Origin of the sequence: Nocardia spumae (assembly GCF_020733635.1) — a bacterium.
Classification (GTDB): Bacteria; Actinomycetota; Actinomycetes; order Mycobacteriales; family Mycobacteriaceae; genus Nocardia; species Nocardia spumae.
Genome location: NZ_JAJFZL010000001.1, coordinates 5749702 through 5766334, shown reverse-complemented (window position 1 = coordinate 5766334; position 16633 = coordinate 5749702). Strand labels below are relative to the sequence as shown.

The window sequence follows — 16633 nt, the reverse complement described above, 5'->3', positions numbered from 1 at the left end:
CTCCAGCATGACCGCTCATCCCGGGTGTGCTCGTCACGTGTCGGTACCGAACCTGCCGGCCGCGGGAGTCAGCGGGACATCGAGCGCGTCGTAGAGTCCGGGGTCGGCGGCGACGAGCCATTCGATGGCGTTCACCAGCCGGGACACTGCGGTGGCGTTGCCGCCCGCGGCGCGATTACCGCCCTCGGTCTCGGCTTCCACGGTCACCTCGAGGTGTGGGTCGCCCTCGATGACGACCCGATGCGCGCCCGCGCCGTCCGGCGGCAGCGGCCAATCCGGCGCGCAGTCGGCATGGATCCTGGTGATGTGCTCGATGACCAGACGGGGTTCGCCGCCCACGATGCCCTGGACCTCGAAGCGCACCGCACCCTGGGTTCCGGCTTCGAATTCCCCCATCGAGGCGGTGGTGACCGTGGTGTCCAGCGCCCGGCGGTCCAAGGTCTCCCGGATGTCGTCGAGTTCCACGCCGAGTCCACGCGCCAGTAACCGCAGTTGGCCGCCCCACACCATGGTGGGAACTCCGGGCGCGGTCATCGGCGGCACATAGTCCATCGGCTGCCCCATGCCGACCAGATAGCGGACCGAATCGGGCTGGTCATAGGTGGAGTAGTCGAAGATCTCCTGGCACCGGATCGACTCGACGGTGCCGCCGAGGCCGCTGAGCAGCAGTGGCAGCACATCGTTTCCCCATCCCGGATCGATACCGGAGACGAACAGCGAGCCGCCGCCCTCGGCGATCGCGGCCGTCACCGGATCGCGGAGTTCCGCGGGGGCGTTGCGCGGGTCGTAGAGCGCGTAGAGCGCGGGCGTCACGACGACGGCTCCGGCGCGGATCGCGGTGACGATATCGCCCAGGGCGTCATCGGGCCGGATATCGCCGGAAGCCGCGTAGACCACGGCCTGCGGCTCGGTGCGCAGTAACTCGTCGATATCGGCGGTCGCCGCGACCCCCAGATCGTGATCGAGGCCGGCCAGGGAGCCCGCATCGCGGCCGACCTTGTCCGGGTTGTGAACCAGTACGCCGGCCAGCGTCAGTCCGGGATGTGCGTGTACCGCGCGGATGGCGGCCCGGCCGACATTGCCGGTGCCCCAGACGATCGTCGAGATCATCTCACAGAGGCTAGCAAGCGCTTGGTTCGCTGTGGGCGTTATAGGAGGTTTGCCCGTGGGGGATTCGGCGCGACCCGGTGGACACGACGCGCGGACACACGACCAGCGGTATCGATTCGGTACGCTGATCGTCATGGTGACGCGGATTCGTGCGATGGGACTGGTGCTGTGCGCACTGGTGCTGTCCGTGGTCGCCGTCACGGTTGTGCCTGCGGGCGAACCCAATTCGCTGCTCGCGGTCGGTGCCGCGGCCGTCTTCGCGCTGGCCGTCGTGGCCGCGTACTCGGGCCGGATGCGATTGCTGCCCATCGCGGTTCGCAGCGGACCGCCGGTGTCGGCACAGCAGCGTCGACGGGGATCATTTCTGCGACAGAGCAATCCGGATGCGGCGGGCCGGCCACGGCCCAGGGCGCCGGGACTGCCGGGCTGAACGCGTTTCGCACGCGTTCGGCGGTTCGGCTGCCCTGTTCACTCGCCCGTCTCCGCACGGGTGCCTCGCAGTGAGGTGATCTCCCATGCTCGATTTCGTGTACTACCCGGTCTCCGCCGTGCTCTGGCTCTGGCATTCCGGTTTCGCCGCGGTATTCGGTTCCGCGAGCGGTTGGTCCTGGACGCTGGCCATCGTCATGCTGGTCGCGACCTTGCGGCTGGCGTTGTACCGGCCCTTTCTGGCTCAGGTTCGCTTCTCCCGCACCATGGCCGTGCTGCAGCCCGAGATCCGCAGGCTGCGTGACGAATGCGGCGACGATCGCGAACGCCTCGCCGCGGAAACCCGGAAACTGCAGCAGCAGCACAATTTCAGTGTGCTCAGCGGTTGTCTGCCGGTACTCGCGCAGACCCTGATGTTCCTCGGGCTCTACCACGTGCTGCGCTCGTTCGACCGTACCGGTGCGGTCTCGCATGTGCCGTTTCTCGGAGGTCCGGCGGCGATGACGCCGGAACAGAACGCGGCCACCGGCAACTACGTGTTCTCCTCGGATCTGGTGCAGTCGTTCCTGCACGCCGAGGTGTTCACCGCACCGCTGTCGGCGACCCTGGCCGCCTCGCCCGGGTCGACAGCCGCGGTGGCGGTGGTCGCGGTGCCGCTGATGCTGATCGCGGCGATCGCCACCCACTGCACCGCCCGCGCGTCGATCGCCCGCCAGGCCGACACCACGGCGCAGACTCGGCTCCTCAACGCGATGACGTTGTGGTTGTTCCCGCTCGGCACCCTGGTCGCGGGGCTGGTGATGCCGATCGGAATTCTGGTGTACTTCGCCACCAGCAATACCTGGACCTTCGTACAGCAGTACGTGGTGCACCGGCGGCTGGGGCCGGTGGGAACGGTTGCGTCCCCGGTACTTCCGCCGATCTAGGTGCGGCGTCCCCGCCGCGCGGCAGATCCGGCGGCCGGGTTTCGCGGCGCCGTCGATCCAGACCGGCGGCGATCGCTGGAAAGTAACGGATGCGCCGGTGCCGGCCCCGGATCGTGGTCATCGGAGTACGGTGGGACCCGATATTTTCGGAGTGTTCCTGAGGATTTTCCGGCGATCTGTGACATAGCTGTCCGTTCGCCAGTCATTGCGACGGCGAATTCCGAGAGATGACGAGGTGTGGACATGACCGCTGCCTGGCCCAGTTCGTTCAATTCCTTCGATGATCTGTTCAACCGGTTCTTCGGACCCGGGATGGCCGCGCAACCGCCGGTGCAGCGCATCGATCTGGGCCGGCTGCTCAGCGACAACGCCAAACAGTTGATCGCCACCGCGCGTTCGGCGGCACAGGAATGGGGCAATCCGGAAGTCACCGCCGAACACCTGCTCTACGCCGCCACCCAGGTCGAGCCCTCGCGCGGCGTCATCACCCAGCTCGGTGTGGATCCGGACAAGGTCGCCGCGCAGATGCGCAGTGCCGTCGGTAGCGGTGAGGGCACCGCGACCGCGGGTGATCAGGTCGTGCTGGGGCCGGGGGCCAAACTGGCGTTACGCAACGCTCAGCGAAGTGCCGCCGAGGCCGGATCCAGCTACATCGGGCCCGAACATATTCTGCTCGGCATCGCCGAGAACTCGGAAAGTCCTGCCGCCCAGGCACTGTCGGGGGCCAAACTGCCGGTCGCCGAGGGGCAGAGACCGCCCAGCGATACTCCGACACTCGACGAGTACGGTCGCGATCTGACCGCCGAGGCACGAGCGGGAAGGGTCGATCCGGTGGTCGGCCGGGCCGAGGAGATCGAGCAGACCGTGGAGATACTGTCGCGGCGGCGCAAGAACAATCCGGTGCTGATCGGCGATCCCGGTGTCGGTAAAACGGCGATCGTGGAGGGGCTGGCGCAGCGCATCGTCAACGGCGATGTGCCCAGCACCCTGACCGATCGACGGGTGGTCGCGCTGGATGTGGGATCGCTGGTGGCCGGTAGCAAGTACCGCGGTGAATTCGAGGAGCGGCTCACCAAGATCCTCGACGAGGTCCGCGAACACTCCGACGAACTGGTGCTGTTCATCGACGAACTGCACACCATCGTCGGCGCCGGCACCGGCGGTGAGGGTTCGATGGACGCCGGCAATCTGCTCAAACCGGCTCTGGCGCGTGGCGAACTGCATGCCATCGGCGCCACCACGATCGACGAGTACCGCAAATACATCGAGAAGGACGCCGCCCTCGAGCGCCGCTTCCAACCGGTGCTGGTGCCGGAGCCCTCGGTGGCCGACACCATCGAAATCCTGCGCGGCCTCACCGATGTCTACGAAGAGCATCACCAGGTGCACTACGACGACGAGGCGCTGGTCGCCGCGGCCGAGCTCTCCGATCGCTACATCACCGATCGGTTCATGCCCGACAAGGCGATCGACCTCGTCGATCAGGCCGGTGCGCGGGTTCGCCTGCGCACTCGGATGCCCGGCCCGGATCTGCGTGCGGCACAGGAGGAATTGTCACGGCTCGAGCGGGAGAAGGACGCCGCGGTCGCGGCGGAGGAATACGGGCGCGCCGACGACCTGAAGGCCGAGATCGCCGCCGCCGAGGAGCGCGTCGGGCACATCACCGCTGACGACGCCCCCCACGTCACCCTCGACGATATCGCCGAGGTGGTGTCCAAACAGACCGGTATTCCGGTGTCGGAGTTGACCGTCGAGGAGCGGCAGCGCCTGCTGCAACTCGAGGATGTGCTGCACGCGCGGGTGATCGGACAGGACGAGGCGATCGTGGCCGTCGCCGAGGCCGTGCGCCGCGCGCGTGCCGGGATGAAGGACCCGGGCCGCCCGATCGGGTCGTTCCTGTTCCTCGGCCCGACCGGCGTCGGCAAGACCGAGCTGGCGAAAGCGTTGGCGGAGGCGGTATTCGGCGACGAGGATCGCCTGATCCGATTCGATATGAGTGAATTCCAGGAGAAGCACACCGTCTCCCGCCTCGTCGGCGCCCCGCCCGGATATGTGGGATACGACGATGCCGCGCAGCTCACGGACAAGGTACGTCGGCAACCGTATTCGGTGATCCTGTTCGACGAGGTGGAGAAGGCGCACCCGGACGTGTTCAACGTGCTGCTGCAATTGCTCGACGACGGCCGCGTCACCGATGCCAAGGGCCGCACCGTCGACTTCAAGAACACCATCGTGATCATGACCAGCAATATCGGTTCGGATCTGATCCTGAACGCCGGATCGACGGATCTGGATTCGCTCACGCCGAGGTTGATGGAGCGGCTGCAACAGCATTTCCGCCCCGAGTTCCTCAACCGCATCGACGAGACCATCGTCTTCCATCGGCTCGACAAGGAGCAGTTGCGCCGCATCGTGGATCTGGTGCTCGACGGTCCGCGCCGCCGTCTGCGCGCACAGGACATCGATCTCGACGTCACCGATGCCGCCCGGGATTGGTTGTCCGACAACGGCTATCAACCGGAGTTCGGTGCGCGCCCGCTGCGTCGCACGGTGCAGAAGCAGTTGGAGAACCAGGTGTCGCGGCTGGTGCTCGGCGATGAGGTGAACCCCGGCGACACGGTGCGCGTCGACGCCGACGACTCCGGTCTGCTGGTCTCCGCGGTGGCCGGATCCGGCGCCGAACGCTCGGTCGACACCTCCGTCGACGGCCGGAAACCCAAGGCTGAGAAGGCCGGTGGCGCCGCGGCGTCGAACGGCAAGGCCGCCGCCAAATCCGCGAAGAAGTCCGGTGCGGCGAAATCCGGGAAGAGCTGAGGCAGCCGGCGCTCAGTCCGGCATGCGTTCGGCGACCGTCAGGCGGTACCGGAACTCGCTCATCGCGCCGTCGACGACGACCACCCAGCCGTCGGCGGTGCGGTAGCGAGTGCGGTCGCGTGGGCTCATCGGATGGCGCGGCCGGTAGGTCCGCGACAAGTCCTCGGCGGAGCTCCGGTCGGCGCCCGCGGCGGCGATCGAGGTCAACTCCCACTGCCGGTATTCCTTGGAGCCGATCTGCTCCTCTATCAACACATTCCAGCGCGCGGTGCTCATCGGTACCCCCGTTGTCGAGTCCGTCTACCGGGTGGCGAGCACCCCCGCGGTGAGCTCGCGCATACATCCGACCACCAGATCCGCCGGGGTGGATCCACTCGGGGGACCGGTGCGATCGTCCGCGGCCCATTGTTCCAGGCCGACGCGAATCGCGCCCGCGGCCGCCGCGGCCAGCGTGCGCAGGCGCAGCGGCGCGGTTTCCGGCGACCATTCGGTGAGCAGTTCCAGCAGTGCGTGCTCACCGGTGAGATTGACCCGGAACCAGACCGCGCGCAGCGCCGGATCGTCGGCCATCGCGCGCAGCAGGCCGCGGGTGACGTCGAGTTCGTCGTGATCGACCACGGTCAGCGCCCGGACCGCGGCGGCTTCGAACTCCGCGATCGTAGGCAATCGATGCGGTCCGGTGGCGAGGATGTCCAGCCAGCGAGACGCACCCGCCGACAGCATCGGTTCCACGGCATCCTCTTTGGTACGGCAGTAGCGATAGAAGGTGCGCAGACCGACACCGGATTCGGCGGCGATCTGCTCGGCGGTGACCGCCGCGGTGCCACGCTCGGCGAACATCCGGGCCGCGGTATGCGCGATCTCCATCCGGGTCGCGGTCTTGCGCCGCTGCGCCAGGTTCGGGCGCGGTGGCGTCTCGGTCCCGGTGCGGACGGCCTTCGAATCGGTCATCTGTCACCTCCTGCCGCCTATTGTATGCGCGTTTTGTCACTATGGCACGACGTGCCAAGTTGGCGTATCGTGTCAATCGAATCAAGAAATCCCAGTCGAGGAGAGTTTCGCAATGGAGCGTTTCGCTGACCGTCGTGTTCTGATCACCGGTGCCGGATCCGGTATCGGCCGTGCGACCGTGCACCGCATCCTGTCCGAGGGCGGCACCGTGGTGGGTGCCGACGTCAGTGAGGCCGGTCTCGCGGAGACCGCGAAGCAGGCCGCGGACCAGGGGCATGCCGACCGGCTCACCACCGCCGTGATCGATATTTCCGACGAGGACTCGGTGCGTGCCGGGGTGGGGACCGCCCTGCAGACCCTGGGCGGACTGGACGCGCTGATCAATGCCGCCGGAATCCTGCGCTCGGCGCACACCCACGAGATGCCGCTGGCGGACTGGAACCGCATCATCACCACCAACCTCACCGGCACCTTCCTGATGATTCGCGAATCGCTGCCGGCGCTGCTCGAGAGCGGTCGCGGCGTCATCGTGAACTTCGCTTCCACCTCGACCTACTTCGCGCACCCGTACATGGCCGCGTATGCCGCGTCCAAGGGCGGGATCATGTCGATGACGCATGCGCTGGCCTCGGAATACTCCAAGCAGGGGCTGCGCGCGGTCGCGGTGGCGCCCGGTTCCATCTCCAGCGATATGACCGACGGCCGCGGTCCGGGCCTGCCCGAGGACGCGGATTACGGCCTGCTCATGAAGCTGATGCCGCTGCTGGGTCAGGGTTTCGCCTCGCCCGACACCGTCGCCGGTGTGGTGGCGATGCTGGCCTCCGACGACGGCGCCTTCATCACCGGCACCGAGGTACGTATCGACGGCGGAACCCACGCCTGATATCGGCCCTGTGGTCCCGGTGAACGGTGAAAGCCGGGACCGCGATAGAAACGTGTTCTATTGTGCTGGCGGGGTCGAAATCAGGAGGTGACCGCGATGGATCTCGTTGCGTTGGAGGAGATTCGTGCGTTGAAGTACCGCTATCTGCGCACACTGGATATGCGGGAGTGGGACGAGTTCGCCGATACGCTCACCGCCGACGCGGTCGCCGACTATGGCTCCCCGTCGGGTGGTAAGCCGCTGCAGTTCGACAGCCGCGAGGCCATCGTCGGCTATCTGAGCGGCGCGATGAGCGGCACCATGATCACCTCGCACGTCTGTAGTCACCCCGAGATCCGGGTCGACGGCGATACCGCCTCGGGCAGTTGGTGCCTGGAGGATACGGTCATCATCCCCGACCACGGCCTCATGATTCGTGGCGCCGCCTACTATCGCGATACCTATCGCCGCGAAGCCGACGGCCGCTGGCGCATCGCGAGCACCGGCTATCAGCGCAACTACGAGGCGATGATCCCGTTGTCGTCGATCCAGGGCTTCACTCTCACCTCCAGCCGCTGGGATCCGAACCTCACGCATCACTGATCAGTGCCGCGCGTGGCCGCGGCGCACCGCTGTGGGGGTGGAGTTCCACCAGCGCCGGGCGCAGCGGGTGAGCGTGGCCTGTTCGGACAGGCCGAGCATGGACGCGATCTGGCTCATCGGCAGATCGGTGGTGGTCAGATAGCGCCGGGCCTCACTGCGCCGCACATCCTCGACGATGGCGGCGAAGCTGGTGTGCTCGGCCGCCAGCCGCCGCTGCAGGGTGCGTGGATGCATCGTCAGTAGCCGCGCCACCGAGCCGATCTCGGGCGCGGCCGTGCCGAGCAGGTGCTGCACCGCGGCCCGCACCCGCGGCACCGTTTCCGCACCGGCGTCACCGGCCTGTTCGGCCAGGAATGCCACCGCCAGCCGCCGCAGGTTCTCGTCGCCGCCCGCGACGGCCCGGTCGGCGAGGCTGCTCGGCACGCGCAACATCGCCGCGGGCCGTTCGAAGCGCACCGGCGCGCCGAAGAACTCCTCGTACGCGGTGCGCGACGCCGGCGGCCGATAGGGGAGTTCTACCGAGCGCAGCCCGTACGGGCCGTCGATCAGCCGGATCAGCGTGCGATGCAGGAATCCCAGGCCGAGATCGGTGCCCTGGACCAGCGTCGGCAGCCCCGGTCGCACCCCGTAGTTCAAGGCGGTCACCGCGCGGTCGTCGTAGGGGTCGGGTTCGATACTCAGCCGCAGTGAGCGGGCGTGGACGAACAGATAGCGCGAGGTGCATTCGAGCGCGTCGGCCAGCGTCGGCGAACTGCGGATGGCCAGTGCCAGCGGCCCCAGCATGCCCAGATCCTGGCGCCTCGCGATACGCAGGCCCAGATCGGGGCAGCGTAGACGGTCTGCGGCGATTTCGAGGACCAATGCCATGGCCTGATCGGAAACCAGCAGGTCGTCGGCGTCCAACGCCGCGATCGGGAGTCCGGCGGCCGCGGCGTACTCCTCCGCGTTTCCGCCCAATTCCGCCACCGTCGCGCGAAAACCGCGCAGGCCGGCCGACCGGATCACCGACATGTCGTTCAGAATCAAATAGTTGTCGCGCAAAGTCAAGAGTGCCGGGGAAGTTGCCAGCACACTGGAACCATGACCGCAGCTGGTGAATATGTCGATGTCGTCATCGTGGGCGCGGGTCTGTCCGGAATCGGCGCCGGTTACCGGGTCCAGACCGAGCTGCCGGGCACGTCCTACGCGATCATCGAGGCGCGCGAGGCGCTGGGTGGCACCTGGGACCTGTTCCGGTACCCGGGTATCCGGTCGGATTCGGACATGTTCACCCTCGGCTATCCGTTCGAACCGTGGCGCGACGCCAAGTCGATCGCCGACGGACCCTCGATCCTGCGATACATCACGGAGACCGCGCGTCGCTACGGCATCGACGAGAACATCCGCTTCGGCACCAAAGTCGTCGCGGCGCAATGGTCGAGCGACCAGGCGCGCTGGACGCTGACGCTGAGCCAGGGCGGTGAGACCCGCACGCTGCGCTGCCGCTTCCTGTACTCGTGCTCCGGGTACTACGACTACGATCAGGGGCATTCGCCCGAATTCCCCGGTGTGGAAACGTTTTCCGGGACCATGGTGCATCCGCAGTTCTGGCCGGAGGACCTCGACTACGCCGGTAAGAAGGTCGTGGTCATCGGCAGCGGGGCCACCGCGGTGACCTTGGTCCCGGCGATGGCCGAACAGGCCGAACTCGTCACGATGCTCCAGCGCTCTCCGACGTGGATCTCCGCGGTGCCCGGACGCGACAAACAGGCCGACAAGATTCGCGAACTCCTCCCACCGGCCTTGGCGCACCGAGTGATCCGCACCAAGAACATCCTGTTCAATGTCGGCTTCTACCAGTACTGCCGCCGGCGGCCGCAGGCCGCGCGCAAATTGCTCACCGGGCTGACGACGCGGATCCTCAAGGACGAGAAACTGGTCGCCGAACACTTCACCCCGGAATACAACCCCTGGGATCAGCGACTGTGCGCGGTGCCCGACGCCGACTTCTTCAAGGCGATGCGCAAGGGGAAGGCCGAGGTGGTCACCGACCACATCGATACCTTCGTTCCGGAGGGGATCCGGTTGCGGTCGGGAACGGTGTTGCCGGCCGATATCGTGGTCTCCGCCACCGGTCTGAAACTGCTTGCCTTCGGCGGTATCTCGCTGGAGGTCGACGGTGAGCCGGTGAATCTGTCCGACCGCTTCGTCTGGCAGGGCACCATGCTCACCGGCGTTCCGAACTTCGCCGTCTGCATCGGCTACACCAACGCGTCGTGGACGTTGCGCGCCGATCTGACCTCACGGCTGGTGTGCAAGGTGATCGCGCACATGAATCGCCGCGGGCACGACGCGGTGGTGCCGCAGCCGCAGGGTGACCTCGTCGAACATCCGCTGCTCGACCTCGCGTCCGGGTATATCCAGCGGTCCATCGGGGATTTCCCGCGCCAGGGCGATCGGCATCCGTGGAAGGTGCGGCAGAACTATCTGCTGGATTCGGCCACGACCATGCGGACGAATCTGGACAAGACGCTGCGGCCGGTCCGGCGGACGTCGGTGCTGTCGAACGCCTGACCGCCGCCCCGCAGTGCACTGGGCCCGAATCAGGACGCCCAGGGTCCGATTCCGCCGATCTTGTCGATCCGGATCCGGGTCAGCACTCCCGGCGGGGCGTCCGCGGGCGGGAAGCCGAGGCCGGGCCGGGCCAGCGTGGCGGCCAGTTCGCGCAACAGTTCCGGCGCTCCGCCCTCGACGATGCGCCCGGTTCCGGTGACCGACAGATACGGCCGCATGAACTCACTCGGTTCGTCGGACACGATGGTCAGCGCAACCCGTGGGTCGCGGCGCACATTGCGCACCTTCAGATACTCGCCCAGGTGCGCGCTGACCAGCTCGTCACCCTCGGGGGTGGACCGCAATGCCACCCAGACGACGGAGATCTGCGGACTACCGTCTGCGTTGAGGGTGACCAGGGTGGCGTTCGCGCCGGCGCCGATGAACTCGCGGGCGGAATCGGGAAGTTGCATGCAGGGTCGGACGCCCTGGTGAGCTGATTCATTCCCGGCCGCGGCGAAGGCCGGGATGCGATGTCTGATTTCCGCCGGTATCGGACAACCGGCTGCGGCAGATTGGGGAGCGTACGGATCGAACGACGATGGGAGCAGCGATGACGGTCTATACGATGACGGCGAGTCCACTCGGCGAGCTGATGCTCGTCGGCGAGGTGCGGCCGACCGGTACCGCATTGCGGTCGGTCTCGATCGCGGGCGGGAAAACGGTTGCGGTACAGCCGGAATGGATCGAGAGCCACGAGGCTTTCGCGGCGGCGATCGAGCAGCTGGGCGACTACTTCGCGGGGCGGCGCACCCGGTTCGACCTCGACTGCGCGGTCGAGGGCAGCGAATTCCGCCGCCGGGTCTGGCAGGCGCTCGACGACATCCCCTACGGCCGGACGGTGTCCTACGGCGAGATCGGCGCGCGTATCGGTGCCCCGCGTGCCGCACTGCGCGCCGTCGGTGCCGCGATCGGCGCGAATCCGGTGCTGATCGTGCGGCCCTGTCATCGGGTCATCGGCGCCGACGGCCGGCTCACCGGATACGCCGGCGGGCTCGAGCGCAAGCGTCAGCTGCTGGAGCTCGAACATGCCGCCTGAGGCGGCCGTGCCGACGAGGGTCGACGAGCGAGTGGCCGGACAGGACTGGCCGGCGCTGGCGGCCGAACTCGATGCGCACGGCTGTGCGCTGACCGGTGCGCTGCTGACCCCCGCCGAATGCCGCCTCCTCGCCGAGCTCTACGACGAGGAGCGACATTTCCGGTCGACCGTCGAGATGGCGCGGCATCGGTTCGGGGCGGGTGAATACCGGTACTTCACCCATGACCTGCCACCGATCGTGACCGGGCTGCGCGCCGCGCTCTATCCGAATCTGCTCGCCGTGGCGCGCGTCTGGGCGGATCGGCTGGCCCGCCCCGGCTCCTGGCCCGATCGGCTCGAGGACTGGATCGCGATCTGTCATCGCGCCGGACAGACCCGGTCGTCGCAGATCCTGTTGCGCTACGGACCGGGGGATTGGAATGCGCTGCATCGCGATCTCTTCGGTGACATGATCTTTCCGCTGCAGGTCGTGATCGGGCTGGATACGCCCGAAACCGATTACACCGGCGGCGAATTCCTGCTGGTCGAACAGCGCCCCCGCGCGCAATCGCGCGGAACCTCGATCACCGTGCCGCGGGGACACGGGCTGATCTTCACCACCCGCGATCGCCCGGTGCCCTCGGCCCGCGGCTGGTCGGCCGCACCGATGCGGCACGGGGTCAGCGTGGTGCGCTCCGGGCGTCGCCGCACCCTCGGCCTGGTCTTCCACGAGGCGTGACAGCGATGGCCGGACAACCGGATCCGCCTGATCCCGGCCGGTATCTGTTGCTCGGACCGGACGCGGTGCCCTACCGCAGTGCGGTCGCCGGCGCCCTGGGCGGCCACCGCCGCCAGCGGATCTACGGCCGGCTGGACTGCCCGGCGGCGCTGCGGGCGCTGCGGCGTGGGAACTATGCCGCCCACCGCGTCTTCTTCGCGGACGAGGCGACCGCGGTTGCCGCCGGTTACCGCCCGTGCGCGCGTTGTCTGCCGGAGGCGTATCGGCGGTGGAAAACCGTTCGGGCCACGCCGGACACGGTGTCAGCGGTGTCGGATCAGTGGCTGTGCTGACGGCGCGCGATCGGGGGCCGCGGCGGTCCGATATGGCGGTGCACCAACTGCAGCACCCCCAGCAGCACCAGCGAGAACCCCGTGGACAGGTAATCGCCGGTCACCGCCCCGAGCATCGCCAGGCCACCGAACACCGGCAGTTCCAGCCACGAGCACCAGGCCAGTAGTCGCAGCCGCGAGGCGTGGGAATCGAGCCAGGCCAGCCCGTCGTCGACGATATCGGCGGCGGTCTCGAACGCGACCATCCCGTCGCCGACCTGAACGAACCGATGTACTGCCTGCTCACGACTGATCCGCCCCAGCCACACCTCATCGATGAGCCGCTTACCTTCGACCGCAACTTCCGTGACGACCGCGTCCATTGTGCGGAATCCCTTTCCAGTTGGTCCCGCAGATTGTAAGCACCACACCCGCCCGCCACGCCACAATCCTCGCGTGCGTCTCGGTATCGGGTGATTTTCGCCACGGGACCGGCGAATCCGGCGGCGCCGCCGGATGTCCCGCTCGGCCGCGTCGCCCGGCGCCGGCCGCCGCGCGGCCCCGGAAGCTGCCGCCGTCGGCTCGGGGCGCGGTCGGCACCGGTCGCGAAAGCGCTGTTGCCGAACGATTTTCGGTGGTTCTCCGGGAATAGATCATCGGCGTGCGCGTTTGTGGAGATGAGGTTTGGAAAACCTTCCTGTGCAATGGATTACCTAAATTCGGGAAGGCTTTCTTTGCTGGCCGGAATTGCGGGACAGAGTTATTTTTATCGAGTGCGAGCGGATATGGTGACAATCGAGAGTGCGGTCCGTACGGAAAGCCATGGGGCCGGTTTGTCCGTGCGGTTGAATTGGCTGCGCGCGGGGGTGCTGGGCGCCAATGACGGAATCGTCTCCGTGGCAGGGATTGTCATCGGCGTGGCGGCGGCCACCACCTCGACGCCGGCCATCATGACCGCGGGTGTCGCGGGTTTGGCGGCGGGGGCGGTATCGATGGCACTGGGTGAATATGTGTCGGTCAGTACACAGCGCGACAGTGAGCGCGCGGTGCTGGCGGCGGAAAGACGGGAATTGGCCACCGATCCCGACGGTGAACTCGCCGAGCTGGCCGCCATCTACGAGGCGAAGGGGCTGTCACCCGCCACCGCGGCACGAGTGGCCCGGGAGTTGACGGCCAAGGACGCGTTCGCCGCGCACGCCGAAGCCGAATTGGGTATCGATCCGACGGAATTGACCAACCCGTGGCATGCCGCCCTGTCGTCGGCCCTGTCGTTCACCGCCGGTGCGCTACTGCCGCTACTGGCGATGCTGGTGCCGGCGGCCATCCGGGTTCCGGTCACCGCGACGGCGGTGCTGCTGGCCCTGGCCGCGACCGGCGCCGTCGGCGCACGCCTCGGCCAGGCGCCGGTACGGCGTGCGGCGATTCGAGTGCTGGCGGGCGGTGCGGTCGCGATGGCGACGACCTATCTGGTCGGCCATCTGGTGGGTATGGCGATCTAGCGGCGGTGAATTCAGCGGTTTCCGAACCGGTTTCCCACGCGCAGGCGGTCCATGACCGCCCGCATCTTGGCCTGCCGGTGCGGATCACCGATCCGGAACTCGACGTGCACAACGGGATGGGTTGCGTCGATCAGCGCCACGGTTTCGTGTGCCGTGGGGTGAGCAGCGCGGGGTGAAGCGGTCATATCTCCTAGTGTGCACCCGCGGCTATTTTCTGGCAATGTGTTCTGCCGCTCTGACGCGTTCGAAACCATATCGAAATGCTCGGGGATGCAGTCGCTTACACCGCCGCGCCGCGGGCCCTCACGACGGGGAGCTCACCAGATCGCGTTTGCGGGCCTCCCGCGCCAGCGCCCGGTCGCGCTGCTCTTCGAAACGCGCGCAGTCGGTTCGCAGCTTCTCCAGGAATTCCCCGAGGGTGTTGCGTGCGCCATCACCACGTGCGGTGAAATCGTTGCGATCGAACACATTCCACTTGCGCAACACGGGCATCACCACCTCCTCGAGGTGCTGACGCAGATCGTAGACACCGTGTTTGGCCATCAGTACGCCGTTGCGCCGCCAATCCGGCATTCCGGCGCCGGGCATCTGGAAATTGCAGACGATATCGGTGATGGCCGCGATCGCCTGATCCGGTGCGAGATCCAATGCCGCGTCGCACATATTGCGGTAGAAGATCATGTGCAGGTTCTCGTCGGCCGAGATGCGCGCCAGCATGCGATCGGCGACGGGATCGTCGCAGATCTTGCCGGTATTGCGGTGTGAGACCCGGGTCGCCAGCTCTTGGAAGGTCACGTAGGCGACCGAATGCAGGAATCCGGTGTCGGCGATGTCGGACAGATCGGCCTTCTCGCTCTCCCGAACGAGTTTCATCGCGTTGTAGCCCTGGGTCATGTGGGCCATCCGGGCCTGTTCGAGCGCGACCGGGTCGACGCCGCGGGTGACCACCAGGTAGTCGCGCATGACGATGCCGTGCCGGTTCTCCTCGGCGGTCCAGCGGCCGACCCAGGTGCCCCAGGCCCCGTCGCGGGAGAAATTCTCGGCGATTTCGCGGTGGTAGGAGGGCAGATTGTCCTCGGTGAGAAGATTGGTGATCATGGCCGCGCGGGCCACCTCGCTGAGCCGCGACTGCGCGGGGTCCCAATCCTTTCCGCCCAGTGCGGCGAAGTTGCTGCCCTGGTCCCAGGGCACATAGTCGTGCGGATGCCACGTCTTGGCCATCGACAGATGCCGGTGGACGTTGCGCTCGGCGACGGGCTCGAGTTCCAGCAGCAACTCGAGCTGGGTGAGATTCCTGACCAACGGTGGTGCCCTTCCTCGTTGTGGATCGCGGTGCGACGCTCGGGAAGAAACCGGTACAGTGCAGTCACGACCGGGCTGCCGGGTGGCGCAGGGCAGCCGGTCGGGTTCGCCTCGCTAATGTAGCCGCTCCATCGCCACCGTTGTCGCTTCAGCTTGTATTCGCCGCAGTGTTGCCCCTGTTCCGCAGTGTTGCCTGTCGAAAGTGAGCCGAGAATGACGGTTTCCAGCCGTACGCGTTACCGCGACGTCGTCGTCACCAGCCTGGCCGCTACGACGTCGATCGCCGGTGACGTCGACTCCACCTGGAAAGGCCTGTTGAACGGTGAGAGCGGAATCGATGTACTCGACGACGGATTCATCGACCAGTTCGAACTGCCGGTGCGTATCGGCGGACATCTCAAGGTCGCGCCCAGCAGCGTCCTGAGCCGGGAGGAGACCCGGCGGCTGTCCTATGTCGAGCAGATGGCGCTGATGCTGGGCCGCGAGGTGTGGCGCAACGCGGGCACGCCTGAGGTCGACCGGGAGCGGCTGGGCGTATCGGTCGGTACCGGGCTCGGTGGCGCGGAAGCGCTCATCGACGTCAGGGACAAGATGGCCAACGGCGGTTATCGCCGGGTCAGCCCGCTGGCGGTGCAGATGATCATGCCCAACGGCGCGGCCGCGGTGGTGGGTACGGAATTGGGTGCCAAAGCCGGTATCGCCACGCCGGTCTCGGCGTGTTCGTCCGGATCCGAGGCCATCGCGAACGCCTGGAAGATGATCGTGATGGGTGATGCCGATGTGGTCGTCACCGGCGGGGTGGAGGGATCCATCCAGGCCGTGCCGATCGCGGCGTTCACCATGATGCGCGCCATGAGCACCCGCAACGACGAGCCGAAGCGGGCCTCGCGGCCGTTCGACACCGATCGGGACGGATTCGTCTTCGGTGAGGCCGGGGCGATGATGGTGCTCGAATCCGAGGAACACGCCCGGGCGCGCGGTGCGACCGTCCATGCCCGTCTGCTCGGTGCCGGCGTCACTTCCGACGGTTTCCACCTGGTGGCGCCCGATCCCGAAGGCAAGGGCGCCGCGCGGGCGATCACCCGCGCACTGCAGACCGCGGGCCTGTCGAAAACCGATGTGATGCATGTGAATGCCCATGCCACCGCGACGCCGATCGGCGATACGGCCGAGGCACGCGCGATCGCCGCCGCGGTCGGTGGCCACGCCTCGGTCTACGCCCCGAAATCGGCGCTCGGGCATTCCATCGGCGCGGTCGGGGCGCTCGAGTCGGTTCTCACGGTGCTGTCCATTCGCGACAGCGTCGTGCCGCCGACCTTGAATCTGGAGAATCAGGACCCGGAGGTCGATCTCGACATCGTCAAGGGTCAGGCGCGCCAAGGCCGGATCGACTATGCGGTCAACAACTCCTTCGGCTTCGGCGGCCACAACGTATCGCTGAGTTTCGGACGGTACTGAGCTCCACCGCCCCAGCCCG

Annotated in this window: 19 protein-coding genes; 11 read left to right on the top strand and 8 right to left on the bottom strand. The window is 67.2% G+C overall.

Annotated elements, in window-relative coordinates; all coding sequences use genetic code 11:
• Positions 1-33 precede the first annotated feature (33 nt).
• On the bottom strand, positions 34-1110 hold the full coding sequence (locus LKD76_RS25600) for an NAD(P)H-dependent amine dehydrogenase family protein (protein ID WP_227983972.1): 1077 nt from the start codon (positions 1108-1110) through the stop codon (positions 34-36).
• Between the two features lie 133 nt (positions 1111-1243).
• Between LKD76_RS25600 and LKD76_RS25595 the strand changes: the two genes are divergently transcribed.
• The 3 genes from LKD76_RS25595 to LKD76_RS25585 all read left to right on the top strand — a co-directional run bounded on the left by LKD76_RS25595 (position 1244) and on the right by LKD76_RS25585 (position 5279).
• The gene (locus tag LKD76_RS25595) at positions 1244-1540 is read left to right on the top strand and encodes a DUF6412 domain-containing protein (RefSeq protein ID WP_227983971.1); all 297 of its coding nucleotides are present in this window, start codon (positions 1244-1246) and stop codon (positions 1538-1540) included.
• An 85-nt stretch (positions 1541-1625) separates the two neighbouring features.
• The gene (gene yidC / locus LKD76_RS25590; RefSeq protein ID WP_227983970.1) at positions 1626-2465 is read left to right on the top strand and encodes a membrane protein insertase YidC; all 840 of its coding nucleotides are present in this window, start codon (positions 1626-1628) and stop codon (positions 2463-2465) included.
• Positions 2466-2708: 243 nt separating this feature from the next.
• Entirely contained in the window at positions 2709-5279 is a 2571-nt protein-coding gene (locus tag LKD76_RS25585; protein ID WP_305082770.1) for an ATP-dependent Clp protease ATP-binding subunit, read from the top strand.
• A 12-nt stretch (positions 5280-5291) separates the two neighbouring features.
• On the opposite strand, the gene LKD76_RS25580 is transcribed toward LKD76_RS25585, so the two are convergent.
• Positions 5292-5555: a hypothetical protein gene (locus tag LKD76_RS25580; RefSeq protein WP_227983969.1), complete on the bottom strand. Its 264-nt coding sequence runs from the start codon at positions 5553-5555 to the stop codon at positions 5292-5294.
• 24 nt (positions 5556-5579) lie between these two features.
• The gene (locus tag LKD76_RS25575; RefSeq protein WP_227983968.1) at positions 5580-6230 is read right to left on the bottom strand and encodes a TetR/AcrR family transcriptional regulator; all 651 of its coding nucleotides are present in this window, start codon (positions 6228-6230) and stop codon (positions 5580-5582) included.
• A gap of 112 nt (positions 6231-6342) precedes the next feature.
• Here LKD76_RS25575 and LKD76_RS25570 point away from each other — a divergent pair, with 112 nt between their 5' ends.
• Entirely contained in the window at positions 6343-7113 is a 771-nt protein-coding gene (locus LKD76_RS25570; protein WP_227983967.1) for an SDR family NAD(P)-dependent oxidoreductase, read from the top strand.
• Between the two features lie 96 nt (positions 7114-7209).
• The gene (locus tag LKD76_RS25565) at positions 7210-7695 is read left to right on the top strand and encodes a nuclear transport factor 2 family protein (protein WP_227983966.1); all 486 of its coding nucleotides are present in this window, start codon (positions 7210-7212) and stop codon (positions 7693-7695) included.
• Here the strand turns inward: LKD76_RS25565 and LKD76_RS25560 are convergent, their stop codons facing one another.
• Complete coding sequence (locus tag LKD76_RS25560) at positions 7696-8766, bottom strand: AraC family transcriptional regulator (protein WP_227983965.1); 1071 nt, start codon at positions 8764-8766, stop codon at positions 7696-7698.
• Between the two features lie 9 nt (positions 8767-8775).
• On the opposite strand from LKD76_RS25560, the gene LKD76_RS25555 reads away from it, so the two are divergent.
• Positions 8776-10248: a flavin-containing monooxygenase gene (locus LKD76_RS25555; RefSeq protein WP_227983964.1), complete on the top strand. Its 1473-nt coding sequence runs from the start codon at positions 8776-8778 to the stop codon at positions 10246-10248.
• A 29-nt stretch (positions 10249-10277) separates the two neighbouring features.
• Here LKD76_RS25555 and LKD76_RS25550 read toward each other — a convergent pair whose 3' ends face one another.
• Positions 10278-10700: a PPOX class F420-dependent oxidoreductase gene (locus LKD76_RS25550; protein ID WP_227983963.1), complete on the bottom strand. Its 423-nt coding sequence runs from the start codon at positions 10698-10700 to the stop codon at positions 10278-10280.
• Positions 10701-10840: 140 nt separating this feature from the next.
• On the opposite strand from LKD76_RS25550, the gene LKD76_RS25545 reads away from it, so the two are divergent.
• Genes LKD76_RS25545 through LKD76_RS25535 form a run of 3 tightly spaced genes read left to right on the top strand, consistent with a single transcriptional unit; the run spans position 10841 to position 12376 of the window.
• Positions 10841-11326, top strand: a complete 486-nt coding sequence (locus tag LKD76_RS25545; protein WP_227983962.1) for a methylated-DNA--[protein]-cysteine S-methyltransferase — start codon at positions 10841-10843, stop codon at positions 11324-11326.
• Entirely contained in the window at positions 11316-12044 is a 729-nt protein-coding gene (locus LKD76_RS25540; RefSeq protein WP_227983961.1) for a 2OG-Fe(II) oxygenase, read from the top strand. The genes LKD76_RS25545 and LKD76_RS25540 overlap by 11 nt, the downstream gene beginning before the upstream one ends.
• A 5-nt stretch (positions 12045-12049) precedes the next feature.
• Positions 12050-12376, top strand: a complete 327-nt coding sequence (locus tag LKD76_RS25535) for an Ada metal-binding domain-containing protein (RefSeq protein ID WP_227983960.1) — start codon at positions 12050-12052, stop codon at positions 12374-12376.
• On the opposite strand, the gene LKD76_RS25530 is transcribed toward LKD76_RS25535, so the two are convergent.
• Positions 12361-12738, bottom strand: coding sequence for a hypothetical protein (locus tag LKD76_RS25530; protein ID WP_227983959.1), 378 nt, complete (start codon positions 12736-12738; stop codon positions 12361-12363). The two genes, LKD76_RS25535 and LKD76_RS25530, sit on opposite strands and share 16 nt — an antisense overlap.
• Positions 12739-13140: 402 nt before the next feature.
• Between LKD76_RS25530 and LKD76_RS25525 the strand changes: the two genes are divergently transcribed.
• A complete protein-coding gene (locus tag LKD76_RS25525) occupies positions 13141-13854 on the top strand; it encodes a VIT1/CCC1 transporter family protein (RefSeq protein WP_227983958.1) in 714 nt (237 codons plus the stop codon).
• Between the two features lie 11 nt (positions 13855-13865).
• On the opposite strand, the gene LKD76_RS25520 is transcribed toward LKD76_RS25525, so the two are convergent.
• Entirely contained in the window at positions 13866-14039 is a 174-nt protein-coding gene (locus LKD76_RS25520; protein WP_227983957.1) for a hypothetical protein, read from the bottom strand.
• A gap of 118 nt (positions 14040-14157) precedes the next feature.
• A complete protein-coding gene (locus tag LKD76_RS25515; RefSeq protein WP_227983956.1) occupies positions 14158-15156 on the bottom strand; it encodes an acyl-ACP desaturase in 999 nt (332 codons plus the stop codon).
• 213 nt (positions 15157-15369) lie between these two features.
• Between LKD76_RS25515 and LKD76_RS25510 the strand changes: the two genes are divergently transcribed.
• On the top strand, positions 15370-16614 hold the full coding sequence (locus tag LKD76_RS25510; RefSeq protein ID WP_227983955.1) for a KasA/KasB family beta-ketoacyl-ACP synthase: 1245 nt from the start codon (positions 15370-15372) through the stop codon (positions 16612-16614).
• Positions 16615-16633: the final 19 nt, after the last annotated feature.

Bases quoted from the DNA above. Each gene is read 5' to 3' on its own strand.
- LKD76_RS25600 (WP_227983972.1), bottom strand. From the start codon at position 1,110: ATGATCTCGACGATCGTCTGGGGCACCGGCAATGTCGGCCGGGCCGCC.
- LKD76_RS25595 (WP_227983971.1), top strand. From the start codon at position 1,244: ATGGTGACGCGGATTCGTGCGATGGGACTGGTGCTGTGCGCACTGGTG.
- yidC (WP_227983970.1), top strand. From the start codon at position 1,626: ATGCTCGATTTCGTGTACTACCCGGTCTCCGCCGTGCTCTGGCTCTGG.
- LKD76_RS25585 (WP_305082770.1), top strand. From the start codon at position 2,709: ATGACCGCTGCCTGGCCCAGTTCGTTCAATTCCTTCGATGATCTGTTC.
- LKD76_RS25580 (WP_227983969.1), bottom strand. From the start codon at position 5,555: ATGAGCACCGCGCGCTGGAATGTGTTGATAGAGGAGCAGATCGGCTCC.
- LKD76_RS25575 (WP_227983968.1), bottom strand. From the start codon at position 6,230: ATGACCGATTCGAAGGCCGTCCGCACCGGGACCGAGACGCCACCGCGC.
- LKD76_RS25570 (WP_227983967.1), top strand. From the start codon at position 6,343: ATGGAGCGTTTCGCTGACCGTCGTGTTCTGATCACCGGTGCCGGATCC.
- LKD76_RS25565 (WP_227983966.1), top strand. From the start codon at position 7,210: ATGGATCTCGTTGCGTTGGAGGAGATTCGTGCGTTGAAGTACCGCTAT.
- LKD76_RS25555 (WP_227983964.1), top strand. From the start codon at position 8,776: ATGACCGCAGCTGGTGAATATGTCGATGTCGTCATCGTGGGCGCGGGT.
- LKD76_RS25550 (WP_227983963.1), bottom strand. From the start codon at position 10,700: ATGCAACTTCCCGATTCCGCCCGCGAGTTCATCGGCGCCGGCGCGAAC.
- LKD76_RS25545 (WP_227983962.1), top strand. From the start codon at position 10,841: ATGACGGTCTATACGATGACGGCGAGTCCACTCGGCGAGCTGATGCTC.
- LKD76_RS25540 (WP_227983961.1), top strand. From the start codon at position 11,316: ATGCCGCCTGAGGCGGCCGTGCCGACGAGGGTCGACGAGCGAGTGGCC.
- LKD76_RS25535 (WP_227983960.1), top strand. From the start codon at position 12,050: ATGGCCGGACAACCGGATCCGCCTGATCCCGGCCGGTATCTGTTGCTC.
- LKD76_RS25530 (WP_227983959.1), bottom strand. From the start codon at position 12,738: ATGGACGCGGTCGTCACGGAAGTTGCGGTCGAAGGTAAGCGGCTCATC.
- LKD76_RS25525 (WP_227983958.1), top strand. From the start codon at position 13,141: ATGGTGACAATCGAGAGTGCGGTCCGTACGGAAAGCCATGGGGCCGGT.
- LKD76_RS25520 (WP_227983957.1), bottom strand. From the start codon at position 14,039: ATGACCGCTTCACCCCGCGCTGCTCACCCCACGGCACACGAAACCGTG.
- LKD76_RS25510 (WP_227983955.1), top strand. From the start codon at position 15,370: ATGACGGTTTCCAGCCGTACGCGTTACCGCGACGTCGTCGTCACCAGC.